Source organism: Opitutaceae bacterium TAV5, assembly GCA_000242935.3.
GTDB lineage: Bacteria > Verrucomicrobiota > Verrucomicrobiia > Opitutales > Opitutaceae > Geminisphaera.
Map to the genome: position 1 here is coordinate 5,313,758 of CP007053.1, position 20,833 is coordinate 5,334,590.

Annotated in this window: 17 protein-coding genes; 13 read left to right on the forward strand and 4 right to left on the reverse strand. The window is 63.6% G+C overall.

The annotated features are described in order from the left end of the window. The first annotated feature begins 13 nt into the window (after positions 1 to 13). From OPIT5_22590 to OPIT5_22625, 8 genes are all read left to right on the forward strand, one after another. Positions 14 to 547: a hypothetical protein gene (locus tag OPIT5_22590; GenBank protein AHF92597.1), complete on the forward strand. Its 534-nt coding sequence runs from the start codon at positions 14 to 16 to the stop codon at positions 545 to 547. A 13-nt stretch (positions 548 to 560) separates the two neighbouring features. After that, a complete protein-coding gene (locus tag OPIT5_22595; GenBank protein AHF92598.1) occupies positions 561 to 1,211 on the forward strand; it encodes a cytochrome C in 651 nt (216 codons plus the stop codon). Next, positions 1,212 to 2,546 (forward strand): hypothetical protein, encoded by a 1,335-nt coding sequence (locus OPIT5_22600; protein AHF92599.1) that lies wholly within the window; start codon positions 1,212 to 1,214, stop codon positions 2,544 to 2,546. 147 nt (positions 2,547 to 2,693) lie between these two features. Next, positions 2,694 to 3,029: a hypothetical protein gene (locus tag OPIT5_22605; protein AHF92600.1), complete on the forward strand. Its 336-nt coding sequence runs from the start codon at positions 2,694 to 2,696 to the stop codon at positions 3,027 to 3,029. Next, complete coding sequence (locus OPIT5_22610) at positions 3,026 to 3,283, forward strand: hypothetical protein (protein ID AHF92601.1); 258 nt, start codon at positions 3,026 to 3,028, stop codon at positions 3,281 to 3,283. Before OPIT5_22605 ends, OPIT5_22610 begins: the two co-directional genes overlap by 4 nt. A 51-nt stretch (positions 3,284 to 3,334) precedes the next feature. Beyond that, entirely contained in the window at positions 3,335 to 4,855 is a 1,521-nt protein-coding gene (locus OPIT5_22615; protein ID AHF92602.1) for a membrane protein, read from the forward strand. Next, positions 4,852 to 5,619: a cytochrome C oxidase gene (locus OPIT5_22620; protein ID AHF92603.1), complete on the forward strand. Its 768-nt coding sequence runs from the start codon at positions 4,852 to 4,854 to the stop codon at positions 5,617 to 5,619. The genes OPIT5_22615 and OPIT5_22620 overlap by 4 nt, the downstream gene beginning before the upstream one ends. Further along, the gene (locus OPIT5_22625) at positions 5,616 to 6,299 is read left to right on the forward strand and encodes a cytochrome C (protein AHF92604.1); all 684 of its coding nucleotides are present in this window, start codon (positions 5,616 to 5,618) and stop codon (positions 6,297 to 6,299) included. The genes OPIT5_22620 and OPIT5_22625 overlap by 4 nt, the downstream gene beginning before the upstream one ends. 151 nt (positions 6,300 to 6,450) lie before the next feature. Here OPIT5_22625 and OPIT5_22630 read toward each other — a convergent pair whose 3' ends face one another. After that, on the reverse strand, positions 6,451 to 7,362 hold the full coding sequence (locus OPIT5_22630) for a hypothetical protein (protein ID AHF94645.1): 912 nt from the start codon (positions 7,360 to 7,362) through the stop codon (positions 6,451 to 6,453). A gap of 267 nt (positions 7,363 to 7,629) precedes the next feature. Between OPIT5_22630 and OPIT5_22635 the strand changes: the two genes are divergently transcribed. From OPIT5_22635 to OPIT5_22645, 3 genes are all read left to right on the forward strand, one after another. Next, positions 7,630 to 8,403 (forward strand): hypothetical protein, encoded by a 774-nt coding sequence (locus OPIT5_22635; protein AHF92605.1) that lies wholly within the window; start codon positions 7,630 to 7,632, stop codon positions 8,401 to 8,403. Positions 8,404 to 8,520: 117 nt separating this feature from the next. Further along, the gene (locus OPIT5_22640) at positions 8,521 to 9,999 is read left to right on the forward strand and encodes a hypothetical protein (GenBank protein ID AHF94646.1); all 1,479 of its coding nucleotides are present in this window, start codon (positions 8,521 to 8,523) and stop codon (positions 9,997 to 9,999) included. A 225-nt stretch (positions 10,000 to 10,224) separates the two neighbouring features. Next, complete coding sequence (locus tag OPIT5_22645; protein AHF94647.1) at positions 10,225 to 10,899, forward strand: hypothetical protein; 675 nt, start codon at positions 10,225 to 10,227, stop codon at positions 10,897 to 10,899. A 45-nt stretch (positions 10,900 to 10,944) separates the two neighbouring features. Here OPIT5_22645 and OPIT5_22650 read toward each other — a convergent pair whose 3' ends face one another. Then, positions 10,945 to 13,704 carry an anchor protein gene (locus OPIT5_22650; protein ID AHF92606.1) on the reverse strand — a complete coding sequence of 920 codons (2,760 nt, stop codon included), beginning with the start codon at positions 13,702 to 13,704 and terminating at the stop codon, positions 10,945 to 10,947. Positions 13,705 to 14,203: 499 nt separating this feature from the next. Here OPIT5_22650 and OPIT5_22655 point away from each other — a divergent pair, with 499 nt between their 5' ends. Continuing rightward, a complete protein-coding gene (locus OPIT5_22655) occupies positions 14,204 to 15,187 on the forward strand; it encodes a LuxR family transcriptional regulator (protein AHF92607.1) in 984 nt (327 codons plus the stop codon). Between the two features lie 173 nt (positions 15,188 to 15,360). Next, the gene (locus tag OPIT5_22660; protein AHF94648.1) at positions 15,361 to 17,661 is read left to right on the forward strand and encodes a hypothetical protein; all 2,301 of its coding nucleotides are present in this window, start codon (positions 15,361 to 15,363) and stop codon (positions 17,659 to 17,661) included. Positions 17,662 to 17,740: 79 nt separating this feature from the next. Here the strand turns inward: OPIT5_22660 and OPIT5_22665 are convergent, their stop codons facing one another. Both OPIT5_22665 and OPIT5_22670 read right to left on the reverse strand, forming a co-directional pair. After that, positions 17,741 to 18,196, reverse strand: a complete 456-nt coding sequence (locus OPIT5_22665; GenBank protein AHF92608.1) for a GCN5 family acetyltransferase — start codon at positions 18,194 to 18,196, stop codon at positions 17,741 to 17,743. Between the two features lie 19 nt (positions 18,197 to 18,215). After that, positions 18,216 to 20,828: a carboxyl-terminal protease gene (locus OPIT5_22670; GenBank protein ID AHF92609.1), complete on the reverse strand. Its 2,613-nt coding sequence runs from the start codon at positions 20,826 to 20,828 to the stop codon at positions 18,216 to 18,218. Positions 20,829 to 20,833: the final 5 nt, after the last annotated feature.

Genomic DNA, 20,833 nt, shown 5'->3' on the forward strand with positions numbered 1-20,833 from the left:
ACGACTCCCGACCATGTCAGCTCAAACTTACGGTCTCATCGCCACCTTCGACACCGCGCCGGATATTTACCACGCGGCGGAAAAAGTGCGCGATGCCGGCTATCAACACTGGGACTGCGTCACGCCCTTTCCGATCCACGGACTCGATGGCGCGATGGGCCTGAAACGCTCCCGCGTGCCGCGTTTTTCGATCACCGGCGGCATCATCGGTTTTTCGACCGGCATGAGCATGATCTGGGCGATGAACGCCTGGGACTACCCGCTCATCGTCGGCGGCAAGCCGCTTTTTTCACCGATGTTCGCCTTTCCCGTGAGCTACGAGCTGACGATTCTCTTCACGGCCTTCGCCACCATCGCCGGCATGTTCATCCTCAACCGCCTGCCCATGCACTACCATCCCGTCCTCAAGAGCGACCGCAGCATCACGGGCATGGACGACAAATTCCATATCGTGATCGAATCACGCGACCCGAAATTCGATGCGGCCCGCACCCGCGCCCTGCTCGAACAGGCCGGCGGCCGCGACATCGCCGAGCTGGAAGCCTGATTCAACCGCCACCATGCGCTACGTTTACCTGGCCACCTTTTTCCTGATCGTCCTTGCGGTTTCCGTCCTCGGTTTCCGCGGGTCGCTTTTCACGCATCCGCCCATCGAGATCTTTTCCGACATGGATCACCAGGCGAAATACAAGCCGCAGGCCGAGTCGCAATTTTTTGCCGACCGCCGCGCCGATCGCCCGGCTCCCGCCGGCACCGTCGCCTACGGACGCAGCGCCGGCGAGCCGGCCAATGCCGATTTCCTGCGAGCCGATTCCGCCTATTACGAGGGCAAGAGCAGCGACGGTTCCTTCGCGAAGGGCTTCCCGGCGGAAGTGCCGGTGACCGCCGCGCTTCTCGAACGCGGACAGGAACGCTACGGCATCTACTGCGCGCCCTGCCACGGCGCGCTCGGCGACGGCAACGGCATCACCAAGCAGTACGGCATGGGCGCCACGCCCACGTACCACGACGACCGCCTCCGCACCATGGCCGAGGGCGAAATCTACAACACCATCATCCACGGCAAGGGCAACATGCTCTCCTACGCCGACAAGCTCGACGTCCACGACCGCTGGGCCGTGATCGCCTACGTCCGCGCCCTCCAGCGCGCGCAGTTCGCCACGCCCGCCGACGTCCCCGCCAACCACCGCACCGAACTCGGACTGAAGTAAATGAGCACTCACGTCGCCACCGCCTCCTCCTCTCTCCCGCCGCCGCCCGCCGCCAATGCCGCGGCGCCCGCCGGCGCGATGCCCGTGCCCGCCTCCGGCGCTGCCGCCCGGGCGCTCGTCATCGGCGCCGCCGGGCTCATCGCTACCGCCGTCGGGCTCGTATTTTCCACCGCCAAGACCGTGGCGTTTTCCTACCTCGTGGGCATCACCTTCTGGACCGGACTCGCCCTCGGCATGCTCTTCCTCGTGATGATCCATCACATCTTCGACGCGAGCTGGTCGACGGTCCTCCGCCGCCAGTACGAACACGGTCTTGCCGCCTTCAAGTGGCTCGGGCTCCTTTTCGTGCCGCTTGTCGTGACGATATTCATCAACCCGTCACTCATCTGGAAGTGGATGGACCCGGCCTACGACCTCTCCAAGGTCGGCGGCCACGGCACGGTCGGCAGCGATATTCTCTGGATCAAGAAATCGGGTCTGCTCAGTCCCCAGTTTTTCCTGGTCGCGACCATCGCCTCGTTCCTCATCTGGATGTGGCTCTCCGCCCGCCTCCGCCGCGCCTCCTTCACCCAGGACGCCGATGGCGACATCAAGTGGACCTTCACCAACCGCAAGACGGCGGCCTTCGGCCTCCCGCTCGCCGCGATCACACTCACCCTCTGCGTCATCCTCTGGGTGAAGTCGCTCGACTACCACTGGTTCTCGACGATGTACGGCGTCTGGTATTTCGCCGGCTGCGTCCGCGTGGCGCTTTCGGCCGGCGTCATCATCATGCTCTGGCTCTGGCAGCGCGGCGACTACAAGGGCATTCTCAATGACAACCACCTGCACTCGATCGGCCAGCTCATGTTCGCCTTCACGGTGTTCTGGGCCTACGTGACGTTCTCGCAGTATTTCCTGATCTGGAACGCCAACGTGCCCGAGGAGACTTTCTGGTACAACATTCGCGAGCTGAATCCCTCGAACAACGCGCCCAACCAGTGGAAGTGGGTCGGCATGTTCCTGCTCTTCGGCCACTTCTTCTTCCCGTTCTTCGCGCTCATCAGCTACCCGGCCAAAATCTGCAAGGGCTGGATGAAGTTCATGAGCTTCTTCATCGCCTTCGCCTTCCTGATCGACGTCATCTACAACATTCTTCCTTCGAAGAAGATCGTCTCGGCGGGCATCGAGGGCGGCAATCCGTATCCGTTTATCGGCGACGGCCTGATCTGGGTCGTCACCTCGGTGATCGGCATCGGCGGCGTCTGCGTGTGGGCCTACCTGCGCAGCTTCCCGACCGCCAAGCTCATCCCGATCCGCGACCCCCGCATCGGCGAATGCCTCACGCATCACTAACTACTTCAACAAAACCCGATCCGGTGAACCACAGGGACACAAAGACACAGAGGTCAAACCACAGAGAACCCGACCCGCGGGCTTCTCTACCCTCTCTGTGCGGTCTTTTCTCTGTGTCTCTGTGGTTAATCTGAAAACCATCCGTCCATGAGCACAGCCACGCCTGCCGCCGAACCTGCCAAAACCTCCTCCTTCCTCATCACGCTTGCCGCGGTGATCGGCGGGTTCGCGATCTTTGCGCTGATCCTCTTCATCGCCTACCTGCCGCAAAAGCCCGCGCCCATCGCGATCGACAACGGCACGCGTACGCCGGAGGAGCGCGCCGCCGCCCTTGCCGAGCTTCACGCCAAGGAGCATGCCGCCGCCACGAGTTACGGCTGGGTCGACCAGGAAAAACGCATCGTCCGTATCCCGATCGACGAAGCCATGCGCCTCACCGTCCGCGACCTCGTCGCCGGCGGCAGCAAGGAGAATGCGAAATGAGCGAGAGCACCGGCACGATGGAGTGGTTTTTTTACGCAGTCGCGTTTCCGGTCACGCTGCTCCTCCTGGCTTCCGCCGTGTACGCCCTTTACTGGGCTTCGAAAAACGGCCAGCTTCGCGAGTTCGAAAAAGGCGCCGAGTCGATTTTCGACGACAAGGAACCCGTCGGCGTGCAGACCGATTTTTTCCCGGCCGGAAAGAAGAAAACCAAAAACGTCAAAAACACTGCCGACAGAAAACAACCCGCCGCCTGACTTTATTAGTGTTCATCAGTGTCCATTAGTGGTTCACAAAAACCGCCCGCAATGTCCGCATCCGCCCTCACCACCTCCCTCAATCCCGCCACGCCGGCCGAAGACATCGCCGTGCGTGCCGAATTGAGCGAGATCGACGCCTCCGCCCGCGCTCCCGCGATTTTTTTCCTCGGCTCGGCCGTCCTCTGGCTCCTCGTCGGCACGCTCTACGCGCTGATCGCCTCGATCAAGCTCCACCAGCCGCACTTTCTGGGCAACATCGAGTGGCTTTCGTTCGGCCACGCCCGCACCGTCCACCTCAACACGGTGATTTACGGCTGGGCGACCAATGCCGCCATCGCCGTGTCTTTCTGGCTGATGGCGCGGCTCTCGCGTTCCACGATCCGCCACTCGGGCCTGCTCTTCATCGCGGGCGCATTCTGGAACATCGGCGTCACCATCGGCGTGATCGGCATCATGCGCGGCGATTCCAACGCGATCGAGTGGCTGGAAATGCCGTCCTACGCGACGCCGCTCCTCTTTGTCGCCTACGCCCTGATCGGCGCCTGGGCCATCATCACTTTCCGCTTCGGCAAGTCGCGCCACATCTACGTCTCGCAGTGGTACATCCTCGCCGCGCTCTTCTGGTTCCCGTGGCTCTACTCCATCGCGCAGATCATGCTCGTTTTCTCGCCGGCGCGCGGCACCGTGCAGAGTCTCGTCAACTGGTGGTTTGCCCACAATGTCCTCGGCCTCTGGTTCACGCCGATCGGCCTCGGGTCCGTGTATTATTTTCTCCCGAAAGTCCTCGGCAAGCCCATCCACAGTTACTACCTGTCGATCCTCGGCTTCTGGTCCCTCGCGCTCTTCTACAACTGGGCGGGTGTCCACCACCTGATCGGCGGCCCGGTGCCGGTGTGGGTGCAGTCGTGCGGCATCGTCGCCTCGCTCATGATGACCGTCCCGGTGATCGTCACCGGTATCAACCACCACATGACGATGGTCGGCAGCTTCGGGAAACTGAAAAGCAGCCCCACGCTGCGGTTCATCGTTTTCGGCGCGGTCAACTACACCCTCGTCTCGCTCCAGGGTTCGGCCATGTCGCTGCGGAGCTGGGCCGAGATCACGCACTTCACCCAGTTCACCATCGCCCACGCGCACTGGGGCATGTACGCCTTTTTCACGATGGTGATGTTCGGGGCGATCTACTACATCATGCCCCGCCTCGTCCTCAAGGAGTGGCCCTCGGCGAAACTGATCAGCATCCATTTCTGGGCGACCGCCATCGGCATCCTCGCCTACGTCATCGGCCTCTCCTGGGGCGGCATCCTGCAAGGCATCCTGACCAACGCTCCGAAACTCGCCGAGTCCCTCGGCATGCAGGAGGGAACAGACCCGGTGGCCTTTATCGAGACCGTGAAGGTAACGCTGCCCTGGCTGGAATTCCGCACCTACTCGGGCATCCTCATCACGATCGGGCACATCGCCTTCGCGGTAAACTTTGTGTGGATACTCCTTCGCAAACGTCCGGCCGGTTCCACCGCGCCCACCCTCTTTACCAGCGGCTCTGAAATGGAGGTGACTGCCCGATGAATCGCGCACCGATCCTCTTTCTCGGCATCTTCGTCACGCTCGCCTTTTCCTGGACGGGTATCGTGCTGACCAACCAGATCAGTTTCGGCAAACTCACGCCCTACGTCAGCGAGGACGAAGGCAAGACCTGGCCGCAACAACTCCCCGGCTCCGCCGCCCGCGGCAAGGATGTTTACCGGGAGATGGGCTGCGTCTACTGCCACACCCAGCAGGTCCGCCGTCCCGGTTACGGCGTGGACATCGAACGCAACTGGGGCGAGCGCCAGAGCGTGGCCCGCGACTACATCCGGGAACAACGCGTCTACCTCGGCACCATGCGCACCGGCCCCGACCTGCGCAACGTCGGCGCCCGCTATGCCGGCCAGGGCGGCATCGACTGGCACTACAAGCACCTGTACGACCCCGTGCTCACCTCGCCCGGCTCGATCATGCAGCCGTACGCGTTTCTTTTCGATTATCGCCCCGTGGTCGGCCAGCCCTCGGACAAGGCGATCGACCGCCTCTTCACGCCCGAGGAAAAACGCAAGTATGGCATCGACAAGCCCGGCTACGAACTCGTCCCGAGCCAGCGCGCCGAGGACCTCGTGCACTACCTGCTGAGCCTGAACGACACTCCGTACACCTATCCCGAAGAGGCTCGCCGCGTGTATGTCGCGCCGCCGCCGGAAAAGAAGGAAGGCGAAGCGAAGCCGGCCGAAGCCGCGCCGGCTGCCGAGGTGAAGGCCGACGCCCAAACCGGGGAGCAGAAGGAGGAACAGAAATGAGCCAGCCTTCCGATCCGTCCCCGGCCAGCAATCCCCGGCTCGAACAGGCCGCCGTCACCGACGAGAGCATCCAGAAGGTGCACTCGATCCTGATCCGCGAGCATGGCGAACCGAGCGAAGGTTATCACCCGATGCCCCTGTTCCTGCTCGGGTTTATCTCGGCGATGATCCTGATTTCCGCGATCTACCTCGTGCACTATCGCGGTGATTTCGACCCGCTCGTCTACGACGAACGCTACGACCCGAAGCTGGCGGCAGCCTCGGCCGGTCCCGTGCAGCTGACGCCCGAGCAGATGGTCGCCCAGGGCAAAAAACTTTTCCAGACCTGTGCGACCTGTCACCAGGCGACCGGGCAGGGTATCAAGGGCACCTATCCGCCGCTGGCCGGTTCGGAGTGGGCGCAGGGCAGCGAGGAGCGGGTGATCCGCATCCTGCTGCACGGCCTCAGCGGCGAACTCAAGGTGCATGGCGAGACCTACAACGGGAACATGCCGGCCTTCGGTCCGGGCGGTGGCTACAACTGGAAAGACGACCGCATCGCCTATGTGCTGACCTACGTCCGCCAGGAGTGGGGCAACACCGCCGGCCCGGTCACGCCGGAAAAGGTGAAGGAAGTCCGCACCGCCACCGCCGACCGCAAGACACCCTGGACGCAGTCCGAGCTGGAAGCGATCGAGTAGCCGGCCGCTTCCCGCCCCACTGCTTATACCAAAGGCCCAAAGCTTCCGGATTTTTACACAAAGGCCGCAAAGAGCGCAAAGGATTGCCAGCTATCTCCTTCGCGACCTTTGCGATCTTTGTGTAAAATCAACAACCTTCGGGACACAGGTATTACGGCGGCGTTTGCCGGTTTGCCGGGCAAGCCTGTCCGGCCTGTTTTTTACGTCGGGGCGCGCTCTTTCCGGGTAGCCACGTGCCTTCGCACAAGACCAGTTTGGGAGAGCCGGGAAGTCCGCGCTCGTTGTGCAGGATATGGGCGGCGACGAGATCGACGGCATTGGTGCCGGTCACTTCGTAATGCTGGTCGATCCCGGCGATTCCTCGCGCCGCGGCATCGGGAGGTGTGTCGAGGCTGGCCCAGGCCGGCCTCGAGGAGACCCGAAGGGGCAGGGCAGCCAGCAATCGTTCAGGCTCCACACCCTGAAACAGGACCACCTCGGGATGTCGCTCTCTGGCCCACGCGGCGAACCGTTCCACAGTGATATCCGGTTCGGCCAGAATCAGCGGGGCCGCCTCACGGATTCCGAGAGGATGGTGTATCAGGAAGCTGCCTTCCCAGAGATGATCCTGCCTGCGGAAACTGCCGCCGCCGACACACAGCCCGATGCGCGAGTAACCGGATCTCCGGAGTTCTCTCATCGCGCAGGTCATGCCTTGCCAGTGGTCCGGCGCGACGCGATGGAGAGCGGGGCCGATCTGCCCGCGACCGATGATCACGGTCGAAAAGTGTTCCCATCGCAGGGTCATCCCGAATTCCGTGTGGTGAAGCAGCGGAGAGATGATCACGCCATGGATGCCTCGGGCGGCGAGGATCCCGCTCAGCCGCGCCATGCCGATCCCGTCTTCGGCAGGATAAAACGATTCGAGGCCGAAGCCCAGGGCGGCTGCGCGCGATCCGATCCCGGCAAGCAGTCGTTGCAGAAAAGGATTACGCGCCACTTCCCGCCGGTGCGCGTCGAGCCAGAGCAACGCCAGATTTTCCCGGGTCCGGCCGGTTTTTGACGCGCGCATGTAAGCCATCATTCTGGTGATCTGCGGATCAGCCTGATAACCGAGTCGTCGTGCGATTTCCACTACCCGTTTGCGAGTTGACGCCGAAACCTCGGGGTGTGAACGCAACGCTCGCGAGACGGTCATTTCGGAGACCCCGCTTATCCGGGCGATGTCGCGAAGAGACGGCGGTGCGGGAGGAGAGGACGAGACGGAAAGCGGGACAGCGGCGGACATGACCGTTACCCTAACGGAAAACTCCGGTCGTGGAATCCCGGAACATCGTTTTTCTGTCAATCCATGCACTCCTCTCCCGATGATCCCGCGCACCCGCTCCCTGCCGGGCGTCCGAAGCCGACGGCCATCGTCACTGGAGCCTCCGCCGGTTACGGAGCCGGCATCGCTGAGGCGTTGTGCCGGGCCGGTTTTGCGGTTTTTGTCACGGCCCGCAGCGCCGGGAAACTCGGGCAGGTCGCCGCCCGGATCGGGGCGACGGCCATCGTCGCCGACGTGACACGGCCGGAGGATCGGGATCGCGTGGTGTCGACCGTGCTCGCCGCCGGCGGACGGATCGACGTGCTGGTCAACAACGCCGGCGCCGCCGGCCGGGTCGCTTGTGTGGACGGGCAGACGGACGAGGAGATCGTCCGCACGCTGACGCTCAACCTCACGTCGGTCTTCTTCGGTTGTCGCCGTGTCGGGGCGGTGATGCGTCGCCAGAAAAGTGGCGTCATGCTCAACATCTCCAGCGTGTGCGCGAGGTACTCCTGGCCAGGCTGGTCGGTGTATTCTGCAGCCAAGGCCGGCGTCGAACGGCTGGGCAAAGGCCTTTATGCGGAGCTGCGCGAGGCCGGTGTCCGCGTGACCACGCTGACTCCTTCCTGGGGTGCGACGGAATTCGGCAACGCTTCCGCCATTGCCGGACATCCGTCGCTGGCACCGGAAATCCGCACCCGCTGCACCCGGCCGGCGGAGTTGGGAAAAATCGTTGTCGACATTGTGTGCGCACCGTCGCACCTGGAAATCCTCGACCTCACCGTAGTGCCGACGGTGCAGGAAATCATTCCCCTGTGAACATCGCAGCCCGGCGGGTCATCATCCCGCGCCCCGCCGCCGCACCGGAAAAATCTTCCCATGGCAACAGGATCGCCAGACACCCCTGAAACATCAGCGACACGGCATGCCTTCGACGTGGTGGTCGTGGGCGGAGGCAGCGGAGGATTCGCGGCTGCTCTGGCGGCCGCGCGTTCCGGTGGCGAAGTGCTGCTGGTGGAAAAAAGCGATTCGCTCGGCGGCAACGCTGTCCGCGGCGGAGTCAACACATGGGAGCCCGGTGTGGGCGGGACCGGCATTCCGTTCGACCTCTACAGGCGCCTCCAACGGTATCCGGGAGCCGTGGGCATTTATTCTTTCGGCCGGCACATCGCTTGGCAACCGGCCGACGGGGGTCGCAGGTTTCCGGGGGCCGAATTGTTGATCGATCCCGCCAGGCGCTACCTCGACACCCTGCGCCGCTTCGGGGCGCCGCCCTCGTTTGCCGAGGAACGCTTCCGGCGCGAGCACTGGCATGGCGTGCAGTTCGAGCCGGACGTTTACGCTTCCGCGATGGAAGCGATGCTTCGGGAAACCGGCTGCTGCACTCTCTGGAAAAACACGCGGTTGGTCGATCTTGCGAGCGAAGGCCGCAAGATCACCTCGCTGGTCCTCGACAATGGAAAAACCGTGACGGCTTCCTGCTTCGTGGACGCCACCGCCGACATCGTGCTGGGCCGGCGAGCCGGATGCGCGACCTCGCTCGGGCAAGAGCCCCGGTCGCTTTATGGCGAACCGGGCGCTCCCCTGACGCCGGGTCCTTTCATCAACGGCGTCACGCTTTGTTATCGTGTCAGCCCCGCAGGAGAGGCGGGCGTGGAACCGCTGCCGCCGGACATCCCCCGTCATTGCTGGTGGAACGAGGGCTTTCCGGTGGCGTCGTGCGCCCGGTATCCGGGTGGTGATTACAACATCAATTCGCTGCCGACCATGGACGGATGCGAAGCGATGCGCCTCGGCTACGCCGACGCTTACGCCGAATGCCGGCGCCGCATCCGCGCGCACTGGCATCACCTGCAGACGACGTTTACCGAATTTCAGCGTTATCGCCTCGCATCGGTGGCGCCGGCGCTCGGCGTGCGGGAAGGACCGCGCCTGCTCGGGCGTTACGTGCTCACCGAGCACGACCTGGTCGCCGGGCTCGCCGGCCAGAGGCATGATGACATCATCGCCCTCGCCGATCACGCGAAGGACACGCACGGCAACGAGACCGGCCGGTCCGGCGCGCGCGAGTTGGCCGCTCCCTACGGCGTGCCGTTTCGCTGCCTGTTGCCGCTGGAGTTCGACAATCTGATGGTGGCATGTCGCGGAGCGAGCTTCTCGTCGGTGGCGGTGTCCAGTTGCCGGCTTTCGCGCACGATGATGCAGCTCGGCCAGGCTGCGGGAACTGCGGCGGCTCTGGCCATCCGGCACCGGTGTGACTCACCTGCCGACGTATCCCCCGGCCTGCTTCGCGAGAGCCTGATCGGGCAGCATGTGGAGCTTTCCTGGCCGCGCTCCGAAGAAATGGTCCGCTATCTGGACGAAACTTCCGGCGATGCGGTAATGCCCGTCAAGGCTCCGGCAGCCGGCAAGTAGGCCGGAATCGGGTCGAGACGAGGCAACCGATACCGTTCCCGGGAATCAGCGGATGACAGCTTGTGCCGGCAGCGGCGTTTGGTCTTATCGGGTTGTAGTGTTCATTAAGTACATCTGATAAGATTTGCCGGATACAGGCATGAGCGTCCTCGGGCATTGAACCCGAAGTTCCTTTGGCGAGGCTGGCTGCGCAACCGACCATTCCGGTCCGCTCTTTTCCTCCGAATGGCCACAAGATCCTCCAGCCTTCAGCTTCCGGCAGAGCATTTGTCTTCCGGGTTGCTGCATCGCTTTTCGCAAACACTGGCGGAGATTCACGCGGCCGGAAGCCCGGCGTCGTTGCTGGAAATTTCCGGAAGGCTCGTCGACGAGTGGATGCCGGATGCCGCGGAGTCCGTACGGGAGGAGTGGCGCTTCCGGCTCCGGGCTGCGGCAGCCGGGCGGGCGACCGGTGAATCCGGTCGAAATCCTGAAAATGCGGTTGCGAGCGGCTACGGCGGCAGCGGTGGCCACACCCGCGATGGAGCGGTCTTCCGGGTCGCATTGTTTGTCCACCATGTTGCGGATCAGGCGGCGCACCTCGGCGCGCGGCCTGCTCCGTCCGGGTTCCCGCCCATGTCGTTTCCGGTGCGCCTCACCCCCCGCGAACGGGAAGTGCTGGAGCATGTTGCAGCGGGGGAGCCAGACGCTGCTATCGGCAGGATTCTGGGCATTTCGTCTCGTACCGTGGAAAAACACGTGGAGCACATCCTGAAAAAGCTGGGGGTGGAGCATCGTGCCGCCGCCGTTGCGACCCTCCGTGCGGGAGCGGCAAGCTCCGGTTCGCGTTCCCCGATCCCTCGTCCGGCCCTTGCCTCGGGAGTACGACAGATTTTGCCGGCAAGGGAGATATCTCCATAGCCCGCAGGCCGGGGCTATGGAGATTCCGTTTTTATCCGAAGCCGGTCAGGCCCGGCGACGCAGGATGATGAAACCGATTGTCACCGCTCCCAGAACCAGAGCCCAGGCGGAGGGCTCGGGAATGGCGGATACAACCGCGAAGCTGGAATTGTGGTCGATCACAGCCCAGGCGACAGAGGTTTCCCGGTCATATCCCCAGAAACCGAGTTCTGCCGACTGGCTTGCCCCGAGGCTGGCGAGATAGTCATCGTAGCTGCCGCCGAAGAAGTGAGCTTCGAGGTAGCTCTGGATAAGGACGCCGGTTTCCGTGCCGAGGGTCAGGGTGCCGGCGAGAAGATCGAGGTCGCTGATGTTGGAGTTGCCGAGGACGGCGTTGACCCAGACGATTTCGGTGGTGGCGTCGTCGCCTTCACCCGTGACCGTGACTTTTTCCCAGACGACCTGCTGGAGGCCGGAGCCGCTTTCCGCATCGAAGGTGATCTGGATGACATGCTGGATGCCATCGAGACCGGTCAGGGAAACGATGTCGCTGGTGAAGACCGGCGCGATCTCGTCCGCTGTGAGTCCGCTGCCGCCGAAGAGCGCGGCGCGTGAGGATGCGTTGGTATTTTTGTCCTCCAGCGCAGCGACGCGCGCCTGGTTGGCTTCGTCGTCGAGCTTGCTGAAGCTGACGACGATCTCGCGCTCTTCGGTGAGGGTGCCGTCGCGCAGTTCGACGCTGGTGGCGGTGGCGAAGCGGGCGCTGGTGTTGCCGGCATCGCCGCCTTCCGTGGCGACGGTGTTGGTCAGCACGAAGCCTGTCTTGCCGAGATCCGTGCCGGCGGCTGCCGTGGCGGTGGCGGTGGTGGCGGCAGGAGCGTCGATACGGTGCTCGAGTTTCCATGTGTAGGTCCTGTAGGAAGACGTGAGATAGGAATCGTGGGCGTCCTCGGAGTAGCTGAAACCGGACAGGGAATCCAGAATGCTGTATTCGGAAAACCATTCCGAAAGACCGATGGTCAGATCGGCCCGGAATACCAGGCCGAGATCGCCTTCGCTCAAGGGAGCCACCTCCTTCACGAAGTTGACATCGAACGTCTGGCTTTCGCCGTGCTCCAGAATCGGGGAACTGCCGGAATAGCCTAATTCGAAGCTCAGGTTATCCGCGCCGCTGATGCCAACAGATTCGATTTGAGTCTGTGCCTGGTAGAGGCCGGAGCCCCCGTCTGCGATCGTGATCCGGGAGCCATCACCCAGGGTTCCCGTGGTGGAAAGCGGCGTGGTCGCGATGGAGGTCGCGGCATGAGCGATGGATACCAGACGGGTCTGGAATGATGTCGTGGCGGAGACAACCTCGCCTTCCAGTCCTTCGCCGACCACCCTGCCATTGGCGGCGCTGAGCGTGGTGGTACCCAGGTCGTGGATACCGGCGGACCAGGCGCCGTTTACCGTGACCGAGCTGTTCCACGACAGGGACGTGTGCGTTTCGGTCGAAAATTCCAGGCCCACCGAATAATTGTAGTAGCTGCGCGATTCCGGGGTGTCATTCCAGGTGAAAGCGACCAGGTTGCCCGAAACGAGGGAGTTGTTGTCCACGACTGCCCACGTATAGCCTACGTTCAGTTGCGATTGCACCGTTTCACCGGCCAGACCTTCGCCGGTGATGTACCCGGCAACGTCGAATCCGGCATAATTGCGGCCCAGCTCCGTGGCCGTTTGGGTGAACCGGCCGCTGACCGCGACCGTCGCCACCGGCGAGACTGGCGTTGTCGATGAATTAAAGACGGCGTCACTGCCAAGTGCTGCCGTGAAGTTGCTGCCGCCGGTGCCACCGGAAAGGTTGAAGGCTCCCAGCGTCAGACGCGTGTAGTTGTCGTCTGTGCCATAGGAATAGAGGCCGACGTTGTCCGTGCGATCGACGGTGACGGTAGCAGACCCGACCATCCGGCGCCCCAGGTCAACCGTGCCGCCGGAGATTGTCCGGTCCAGGACGGCCGTGCCGGTGACATGGAGGGTAACGCCGGACAGATCGAGACCGCCGCTTTCACCACCCCCGGCGGCAAGCAGGGGGTTCGCACGTTCATTGACGACGCCTGCTCCGGCATCACCCCGGGCAAGCTCCTGGTTTGCCGGCGAGCCGGAGATGATGGGAGGGAGTTCCGAGTGGGCTGTTTCAACCAGTTCCCTCTCATAAACCGGATAGGAGCTGCCGAGGTGACGGTACCACGCGACTTTCGACGAGGAAGCGTTCAGGATTTGCTGCTGGCCGAAGACATTGCCGTAGCTCGCCTGTTTCGTCCAGGAACCGCCGAGTTCGTTGCGCACATTGCCCGAGCCATCCGTGTAGCGGTTGGCGGTGGCGGAAGGCAGGGCAAGCGTGGTGTTGTAGGCGCCGACGGGCCCATTGTAGGCGAGTTGCAGTGTGGTGCTCTGGCCGGGGGCGTCGAGGGACTGGCTGCTGGCGGCAGTGAGGCGCAATCCGTTGCCAAACTGGGCAAATCCCGTGCTGCTCACCCCTACCGTGGAATACTGGATCAGCGGTGGCGGGCCTTCGCCTTCGGCGGGTGCGATCCCCTGGGTGGTGAGCACCAGCGATCCGATCGGGACGGGAACATTGCGCCCGGCGATGTGACGGCCGACGTCAAGCGTGGGGATCGTCTCTCCTTCCCCCGGGACGAGGGCGTTGTTGTCGAGGTCGTAAAAAACTCCGGTGAAGCCGAGCGGTGTGGGCGTTGGCTCCGGTGGCGTCGGGTCATCCGCCCGGACATGGGCGAACGGCATGATGGCGAGAGCCAGCCATGCGAATCTGGCAGATTTCAATCTCATGTTTTCTATTCGTTGATGTTAGTTTGCTAGACCATAATCAAATGGCTTGGGCCTTATCATAATCTCTTTTGACTATGGTCTGAATACGTAGAATGCCGTATTTCCTGTTCTTGTTATCGATTGGTAAAAAGAACTGATCGAAGCTATAAGAGATTGCTGTTTGTTTCGGCAGCCGGTCAGTTTCGCGAGGGAAGCCGGCTCTCCGGTCCGGATCGGTTTTGGCGGCTTCCCGTCCATCCAGCAGCAGTCATGATCATCGAGTCCGTTCGCGAAAACCGGAGATCCCGGGCAACCGTGCGTTCCGCCTGCGTTGTTCCTGTTCAGCCCGATTCCGCAAATCTGGCAGGAAAAATCATGTCGTTGAGGTCCTGTGCCCTTGTTTCGCCCACGCTGTTCGCGGATGCGAAGACTCTTCCCCGCCGCTTGCGTCATGTCTCCTGAATACGCCGGATTTCGATGGTTTTCCTCCACCGTGCGAAGCGTCTACGGGGCTCGCTCGATGGCGGAACTCGATGAATGCCTGATCGGCGTCCTCCACTCGACTTTCCGTTCGGGCGTTACCCTGCATGAATCCTTCAGCAACGATCTCTCCGTGTATTCGACCGAGGCGTTGCGCAGCGAAATTGCCATCCCGCGCGACTATCAGATCTACATTCCCGACAGTCCGCTCGCCGGCCGGTTCACCACGAGTGAGGTCACGCACCTGCGCGGGCACGTTTCCCGGACCAGGCTCGAAAAGACGGCCTTTTACAACGAGCTCTTCCGCCCGCTGGCGCTGGTGGATCAGGCGACGATCCTCATTCCGTGGAACGGAGGCGTGACCTGCTACACCCTCAATGCGGGCCATCTCTTTACCGCTGACGAGATCCGGACGCTTTCCTTTTTGCGCCAGCATGTGCAGGCGGCCTTGCACCGGGTGTCCGCCGACGCCCGCCAGTTGCTGCATCCGGGGTCCGGCAACCCCTGGATCGAACTGACACCCGCCGGCCGGCCGGCCGGCGTCGCGCCGGAACAGGCCGCCCTGCTGCGGGCGTATTTTCCGTCACGTGCTCCCGCTTCGTCGATTTCGATGCTTCCGCCTCCGGTCGAAAACTGGCTGACGGGCTGCGCGCGCAAACTGGCCGACCGGAACTGGAGCACGCCCCTGCCGGCGCTCTTCGCCGACGCTCCGCGAGGGCGTTTGCGGCTGCGGTTTTATCCGGCGCGGCGAGCGGGTGGAGGCGCGGCCATCCGCCTGCAGGAGTCACCGGCCGCGGTCGACCTCATGAGGCTGGGGAGACGCGCGGGCCTCTCGGCTCGCGAGGCGGAGATCCTGCACTGGCTCGGCCTCGGCAAGCGGAATGCCGAAATCGGCACGATCCTCGGTGTGGCGCCGAAAACGGTCGGGAAGCACGTCGAGCACATCCTGCGCAAGCTCGGCGCGACAAACCGGATTTCGGCAGTCCGGCAACTGGTCTCGTCCTGTGGCGGGCGGCACGGGTGATGAGCGGCTGAAGTTCCTGCGCCAGGACAGATTCAGGAAGCCGGACCGCAGAAGGCGGATGCCCGAAAATACGTCTTTTTACGTATTGTGACGTTGCGATCAGGTTTGGCATGATACGCCGCAGGTCCACCGCTTATAGCGGCTTCAGGCTCACTACCGGACTCGGGAAAATAATGATCTCCACTTCTGTCTCACTTGCGGTGCAGGGCGTCGGCATCGTCCGTCGCGCCTTGCGTGTCGCCCACGTCCTGCGCGTCGCGCGCGGCGTCGTTTCGCTCGTTCCGGCTCTGGCCGGCGCGTTGGCCTTTTTTCTGGCGGCACCGCTTCGGGCGGCGACGCCGGACATCACCGGCACCTGGCATTTTGCGGGGCTCTCGACCTGGGCGGAGACAGAAGGCGGCGCGCAGACCGCCGGCGAACCGTCCGAAGGCACCCTCACCATCACCGCGAGCGGCGGGGACTACACCCTGACGCCAGGCGGCGAGGGCTGGCTGTTTTTTGACGAACCGGCGACGGTGCCGCTGCACCGGAGCGGCAATCTTTATTCGTTCAGCGATTCCTCCGACGGCTCCTCCCCGTCAACCGGGGAGACCACCTGGGGGACGATTCTCTGGATCGACGCCAACACCGCTCTCATCCACTACGTGGCCGCGGAGGTCGTCGGCTCCGGCTCGGGCGAGGGCAATCTCCTGTGGCTGGAAGGCTTTGCCGGCGTCCTCACGCGGAATCCGCTGCCCGCTGCCGATCCGGCCAAATGGACGGGCACGTTTTCCGGTACGGAAATCTATATCGCCACCGACGAAGGCGACGGACCGGGCGTCAACAGCGTGGCTGCGCAGATCAGCGCCGGATCCCGGACAGGAGAGTATGTGATCCGGGGGGGAGACGGAGAATCCGATGTCGCCCGTCTCTCCGACGACGGCCAGTCGCTCCATTTTCTGGAAACCGACGGCAATCGCTGGCGCGACGAACTGGCCGGCGTGCAGCTTGCCGACGGCCGGATCGCCTATGCCTTTTACGGCATCGAGAACAGCGGCGGAGCGATCACCTTTGCCGATCTCGGCGTGGGCATCCTCACGCCCGGATCAGTGACCGAACCGGAGCCCGAGCCGGACGCTCCGGTGATCACGGCGCAGCCTGTTTCGCGGACCGTCTGGCAGGGCGAAGGCGTCACTTTCTCGGTCTCCGCATCCGGCGAAGGACCGCTGGCGTATCAGTGGTATCTGAATGGCAAGGCGATCAAGAATGCCAAGGCTTCCACCTGGACGATTGCGAAGACGACGAAGAAAAACGCGGGCAACTACACGGTGAAAGTCAGCAATGCCGGAGGCGAGATCACCAGCGCCGCTGCCGTGCTGACGGTGGAGGTGCCGGTCAAACCGAAGTTCACGTTGCAGCCGAAAAAGCAGGAGACCGGACTGGGTCAGTCGGTGACATTTACGGCGCTGGCCACGGCCAACCCTGCGCCCGCGTACCAGTGGCGGCTCAACGGCGTCAACATCCCCGGCGCGACCGGCGAAAGCTACACCATCGCCAGCGTCACCGCCGCCGATATCGGCAAGTACACCGTCGTGGCGACCAGCGGCCCCAATACGGCCACGAGCAAGGCGGCGGAACTCACCGCCGTGTTGCCGCCCGAGATCGTCACCCCTTCGTCGGGCGAAATCGTGGCGCTGGCTTCGAAAGGCGCCAAGCTCTCCGTCAAGCTCGCCAAAAACAAGGCGAAGCCCTCTTACCAATGGCTGCTCGACGGCGTGGAGATTCCCGGAGCTACCAAGGCCACCTGGACGGCCAAAGCCGACGGCGTGTACAGCGTGCGCGTGAGCAACAGCGCCGGCTCCGTCACCGGCGAAATCGGCACGGTCAAGCTGATCACGCCCCCGAAAATCACGAGCATCACGGCGAGCACGACGAGCATCGTGGCCGGCGACTCCGTGACCTTCACCGCGGAACTGCAGGACGGCACTGGCACCGCGCCCCTGACCTGGACGTGGCTGCTCAATGGCAAGCCGATTCCCGACGCGCCCAACGGGCCCACTCTCGTCGTTTCCGGCATCGCCAAAACCGGGAAATACTCCGTGCAGGTTACCAACGGCGAGGGCAAGGTTGTCGGCAAGGCGAAGAGCAAGGCCATTACGATCAAGGTGGTGGAGCCACCGGCGATCGTGGTGCAGCCGGTGGCGTACCTTGCCCTGGCCGAGGGCAAGTCGGGCAAGCTTTCGGTCAAGGCGACCGGCACGTCGAAGCTGGTCTACCAGTGGTTCAGGGACGGCCAGCCGATTGCCGGCGCGACCAAGTCCACCCTGAGCCTGAAAAAATTCACCCTCGCCGATGCCGGCAACTACACCGTCACGGTGGACAACCCCGCCGGCCGGCCGGTGACCAGCAGCGCGGCGCTGGTGGTGATGCAGTCTCAGGGATCGGGTGGTATGGGGAACCCGCCGGCCGGTGTCGTTATTGTACCATCCGACTGACGCTTGCGGACAATCTCTCCGACAAGTGGCGCCTCGCGAATCATCCCGGTTCGCGGGGTTTTTTGTGACGGAGGAGCGATTATTCAAACCGGCAGGTGAGCCGGATCAGGTCGAGGCAGCGGATGCCGTTTTCGAAAATCGGCGGCCGGTAGCCGGCGAAATGATCCGGGATGACTCCGGTGATGCGGAAGCCATGTTTCTGGTAAAAGGCGAGGGGACCGAGGCTGGAATTGCCGGTGCCGACCGTGACGCACGAAGCGCCGGCAGCACGGCAGTGGTCGAGCGCGTGTCGCAACAGCCGGCTGCCGACGCCGCGGGTTTGCCGGTCGGGACGGACGGCGATGGCGAGCAACTCAAAGTCGCCGCCGCCGCCGGATTCCGGTCGCAAGACCGCGACAGCGGTTTGTTCACCGTTTTCGGCATGGCAGAAAACGAGGCTGTCGGGCGGGTACGCCGCGATGCTTTCCGGCGACGGGTCGGCGAGCAGGAGCAGATCACGCGCGGCTGCGTGAAGAGGGATGCGGGTAATGCTCATCGCCGCTCAGGCGTCCCGCTCAGTCGGCCAGCGGTTTGGCGGGAGGTGTTTTCCGGGCGGGCTCGGCGGCGGTGCTCGCAGTCATGGTGCGCGGCGGGGGCGTGGTGTCGGGCTGGAGCGGCGGCGTGCCGCGCGTGATCATGTCGTCCACCACACGCAGGGTTTCGCGCAACGGTATGTCGAGCTTGGCATAGCGTTCATTCTCGTCGGGAAGGTCACCGGCCGCGTCGTCGTCCGTATTTTCATCCTCGGCCTTGATTCGCGGCGGGGGAGGGGGGGCGAGCATGACTTCGGTAAACGTGTAGGCGCCGCTTTCGAGCCGTTTGCGCTCGGCGTCCATCTCGTCGGCAAAGGCGGCGTCGTCGGCCTTGCGCTGTTCGCGCGCCTTGAGGTTGAGCGAGACGGTTTTCTCCTCCTGCCGCTCGCGGAAGCGTTCGATGCGCTTGCGCAGGTAGATGAACTCCTCGAGGTCGTGCTGACGCTGTTCGCTTGCCTTGAGCAGGGGCTCGATGTTGGCGGCAGTGTAGGGCTGGCCGCCGTAGAAGCTGGTCGTGATGTCGTCCCAGGGCAGGGCGTGCGGGAGGTCGCTTTCGCCAATGGGAAGGTAGTCGTTGATCGAGGGGACGACGATGTCGGAGGCCACACCCTTGAGCTGGGTGGAGTCGCCGTTGGGCAGGTAGAATTTTTGTACGGTGAGCTTGGTGGCGCCGCTGCGGGTTTTGGCGAGCTGCGGGAGCACGTTCTTCATCTCGATGATCTGCTGGACGGTGCCCTTGCCGTGGGTGGACTTGTCGCCGACGATGACGGCGCGGCCGTAGTTTTTGAGCGCGCCGGCGACGATCTCGGAGGCCGAGGCGCTGAAGCGGGAAACGAGCACGGCGAGGGGGCCGTCCCAGGCGATTTCGGAATCCTCGTCGCGGTCGATCTTCACCTCGCCGTAGTAGGAACGCACCTGGACGACCGGGCCGGTGCGGATGAAGAGGCCGGTGATCTTGATCGCCTCGGAGAGGAGGCCGCCGCCGTTGGCGCGCATGTCGAGGATGAGGCCCTCGATTTTGGCAGCCTTGAGCCGGGTGATGAGCTCCTCGATGTCGCGGCTGGCGCTGTTCTGTTCGCCGTCGCCGGAGGCGTCGCGGCCATAGAAGGCGGGGAGAGTGATGACGCCGATGCGGCGGGTGGCGGCGCTTCGCGCCGGTTCAGGGTTCAGGGTCTGGAGTCTGGAGTTGTCGGCGGGGGGGGAGGAGGCTGGGCTCCCTGAACCCTGAACTGCCGCGTCAGCGGCGGGGATTTCGAAGACGGCGGCGTGAGCGCGGGCGGAGTCGAGATTGACGACGTCGCGGGTGAGGGTGATGACGCGGCGTTCGGTTTCGTCGGTCGAGGCGCCGGGCTGGATCGTGAGGTGGACTTTGGTGCCTTTGGGGCCGCGGATTTTTTCAACGATGCGGCGGAGCTTCATGCCGATGACTTCGACGGGCTCCTCGTTGTCCTGGGCCACGGCAATAATCTTGTCGTTCGGCCTGAGGAGTTTCGAGAGGTCGGCAGGACCGCCGGGGATGATCTCCTTGATGACGCAGACATCGCTGCTCGGGTCGACACTGAGAAGGGCGCCGATGCCGAAGAGCTGGAGGCGCATGTTGATGCTGAAATCTTCGTAGGTGTCGGCCGAAAAATAGGTGGAGTGGGGATCGTAGAGCTGGGCCACCCGGGCGAGAAACATCTCGGCGAGATCGTTGGCGGTGACATCGTCCACATTGCGGAGGACGCGTTCGTAGCGTTTGCGCACGGTGGTGCGGGCGTCGGCGAGGATTTCTTCAGGCGATTTCGGGGCAGCAGAGGGTTTGGGCTTTTTGGCTTCCGGTTCCTGCTGTTCTCCGGCGGTGCCGGTGTCGCCGGCGGCATCCGGCGGCGCGGCTTCTGCATCGGTCTTTTCCGGTGATGTTTTTTTCAGGGCCGTTTTTTTCGGATCGTTTTTCTTGCTCAGCACTTCGAGCAGGATTTCGAAACGGAGGCGCTTTTCCCAAAGGGCATCCGCCTCGGCGTCGGTGGCGGGCCAGGGGGAGTCCTTGCGATCGAACGCGTAGGTGTCGGTCGCCTCCATGTCGACGGGCTGGTCGAGGTGGTCGAAGATCCACTGGACGCGGCTGCGGACACGTTTCTGGTAGACGCCGTAAATTTCGTAGGCGGGCTGGACGCGACCGAGGGCGGTGAGGCTGTAGTAGAGGCCGCTGGCGGGATTGCGCGCGGTGAAATCGTCGGCATCGGACTGGAGGAAGAACAGCCGCTGGCTGTCGAGGTCCTTCATGTAGCCGGTGATGACTTCCCCGTAGTTGTCCGGTTTGACGGCGTCGCGGTTGTAGTGGTAACCGCCGAGGAGCTGGACGAGAGCGCGGGCTTCGAGCGCGAGTTCGGGCGAGGTGGTGAAGGTGGAGGCGTCGGAGGGATCGGGTCTGGCTTCCGGAGCCGGAGCGGGAGAGGCGGGCGCCCCGGCTTTATCCGCTGCGGGTGGAGGCGCTTCGGGTTTCGAGGGGCTGGAGGTCGCCGCCAGCAGCATGAGCGCGGTGAGCGAGACGAGAGCGAGAGGAAAAGCCTGGCGCAGGCATTTGCGCAGGGCGGCGGCGGATGGCTTGTGCATGATCG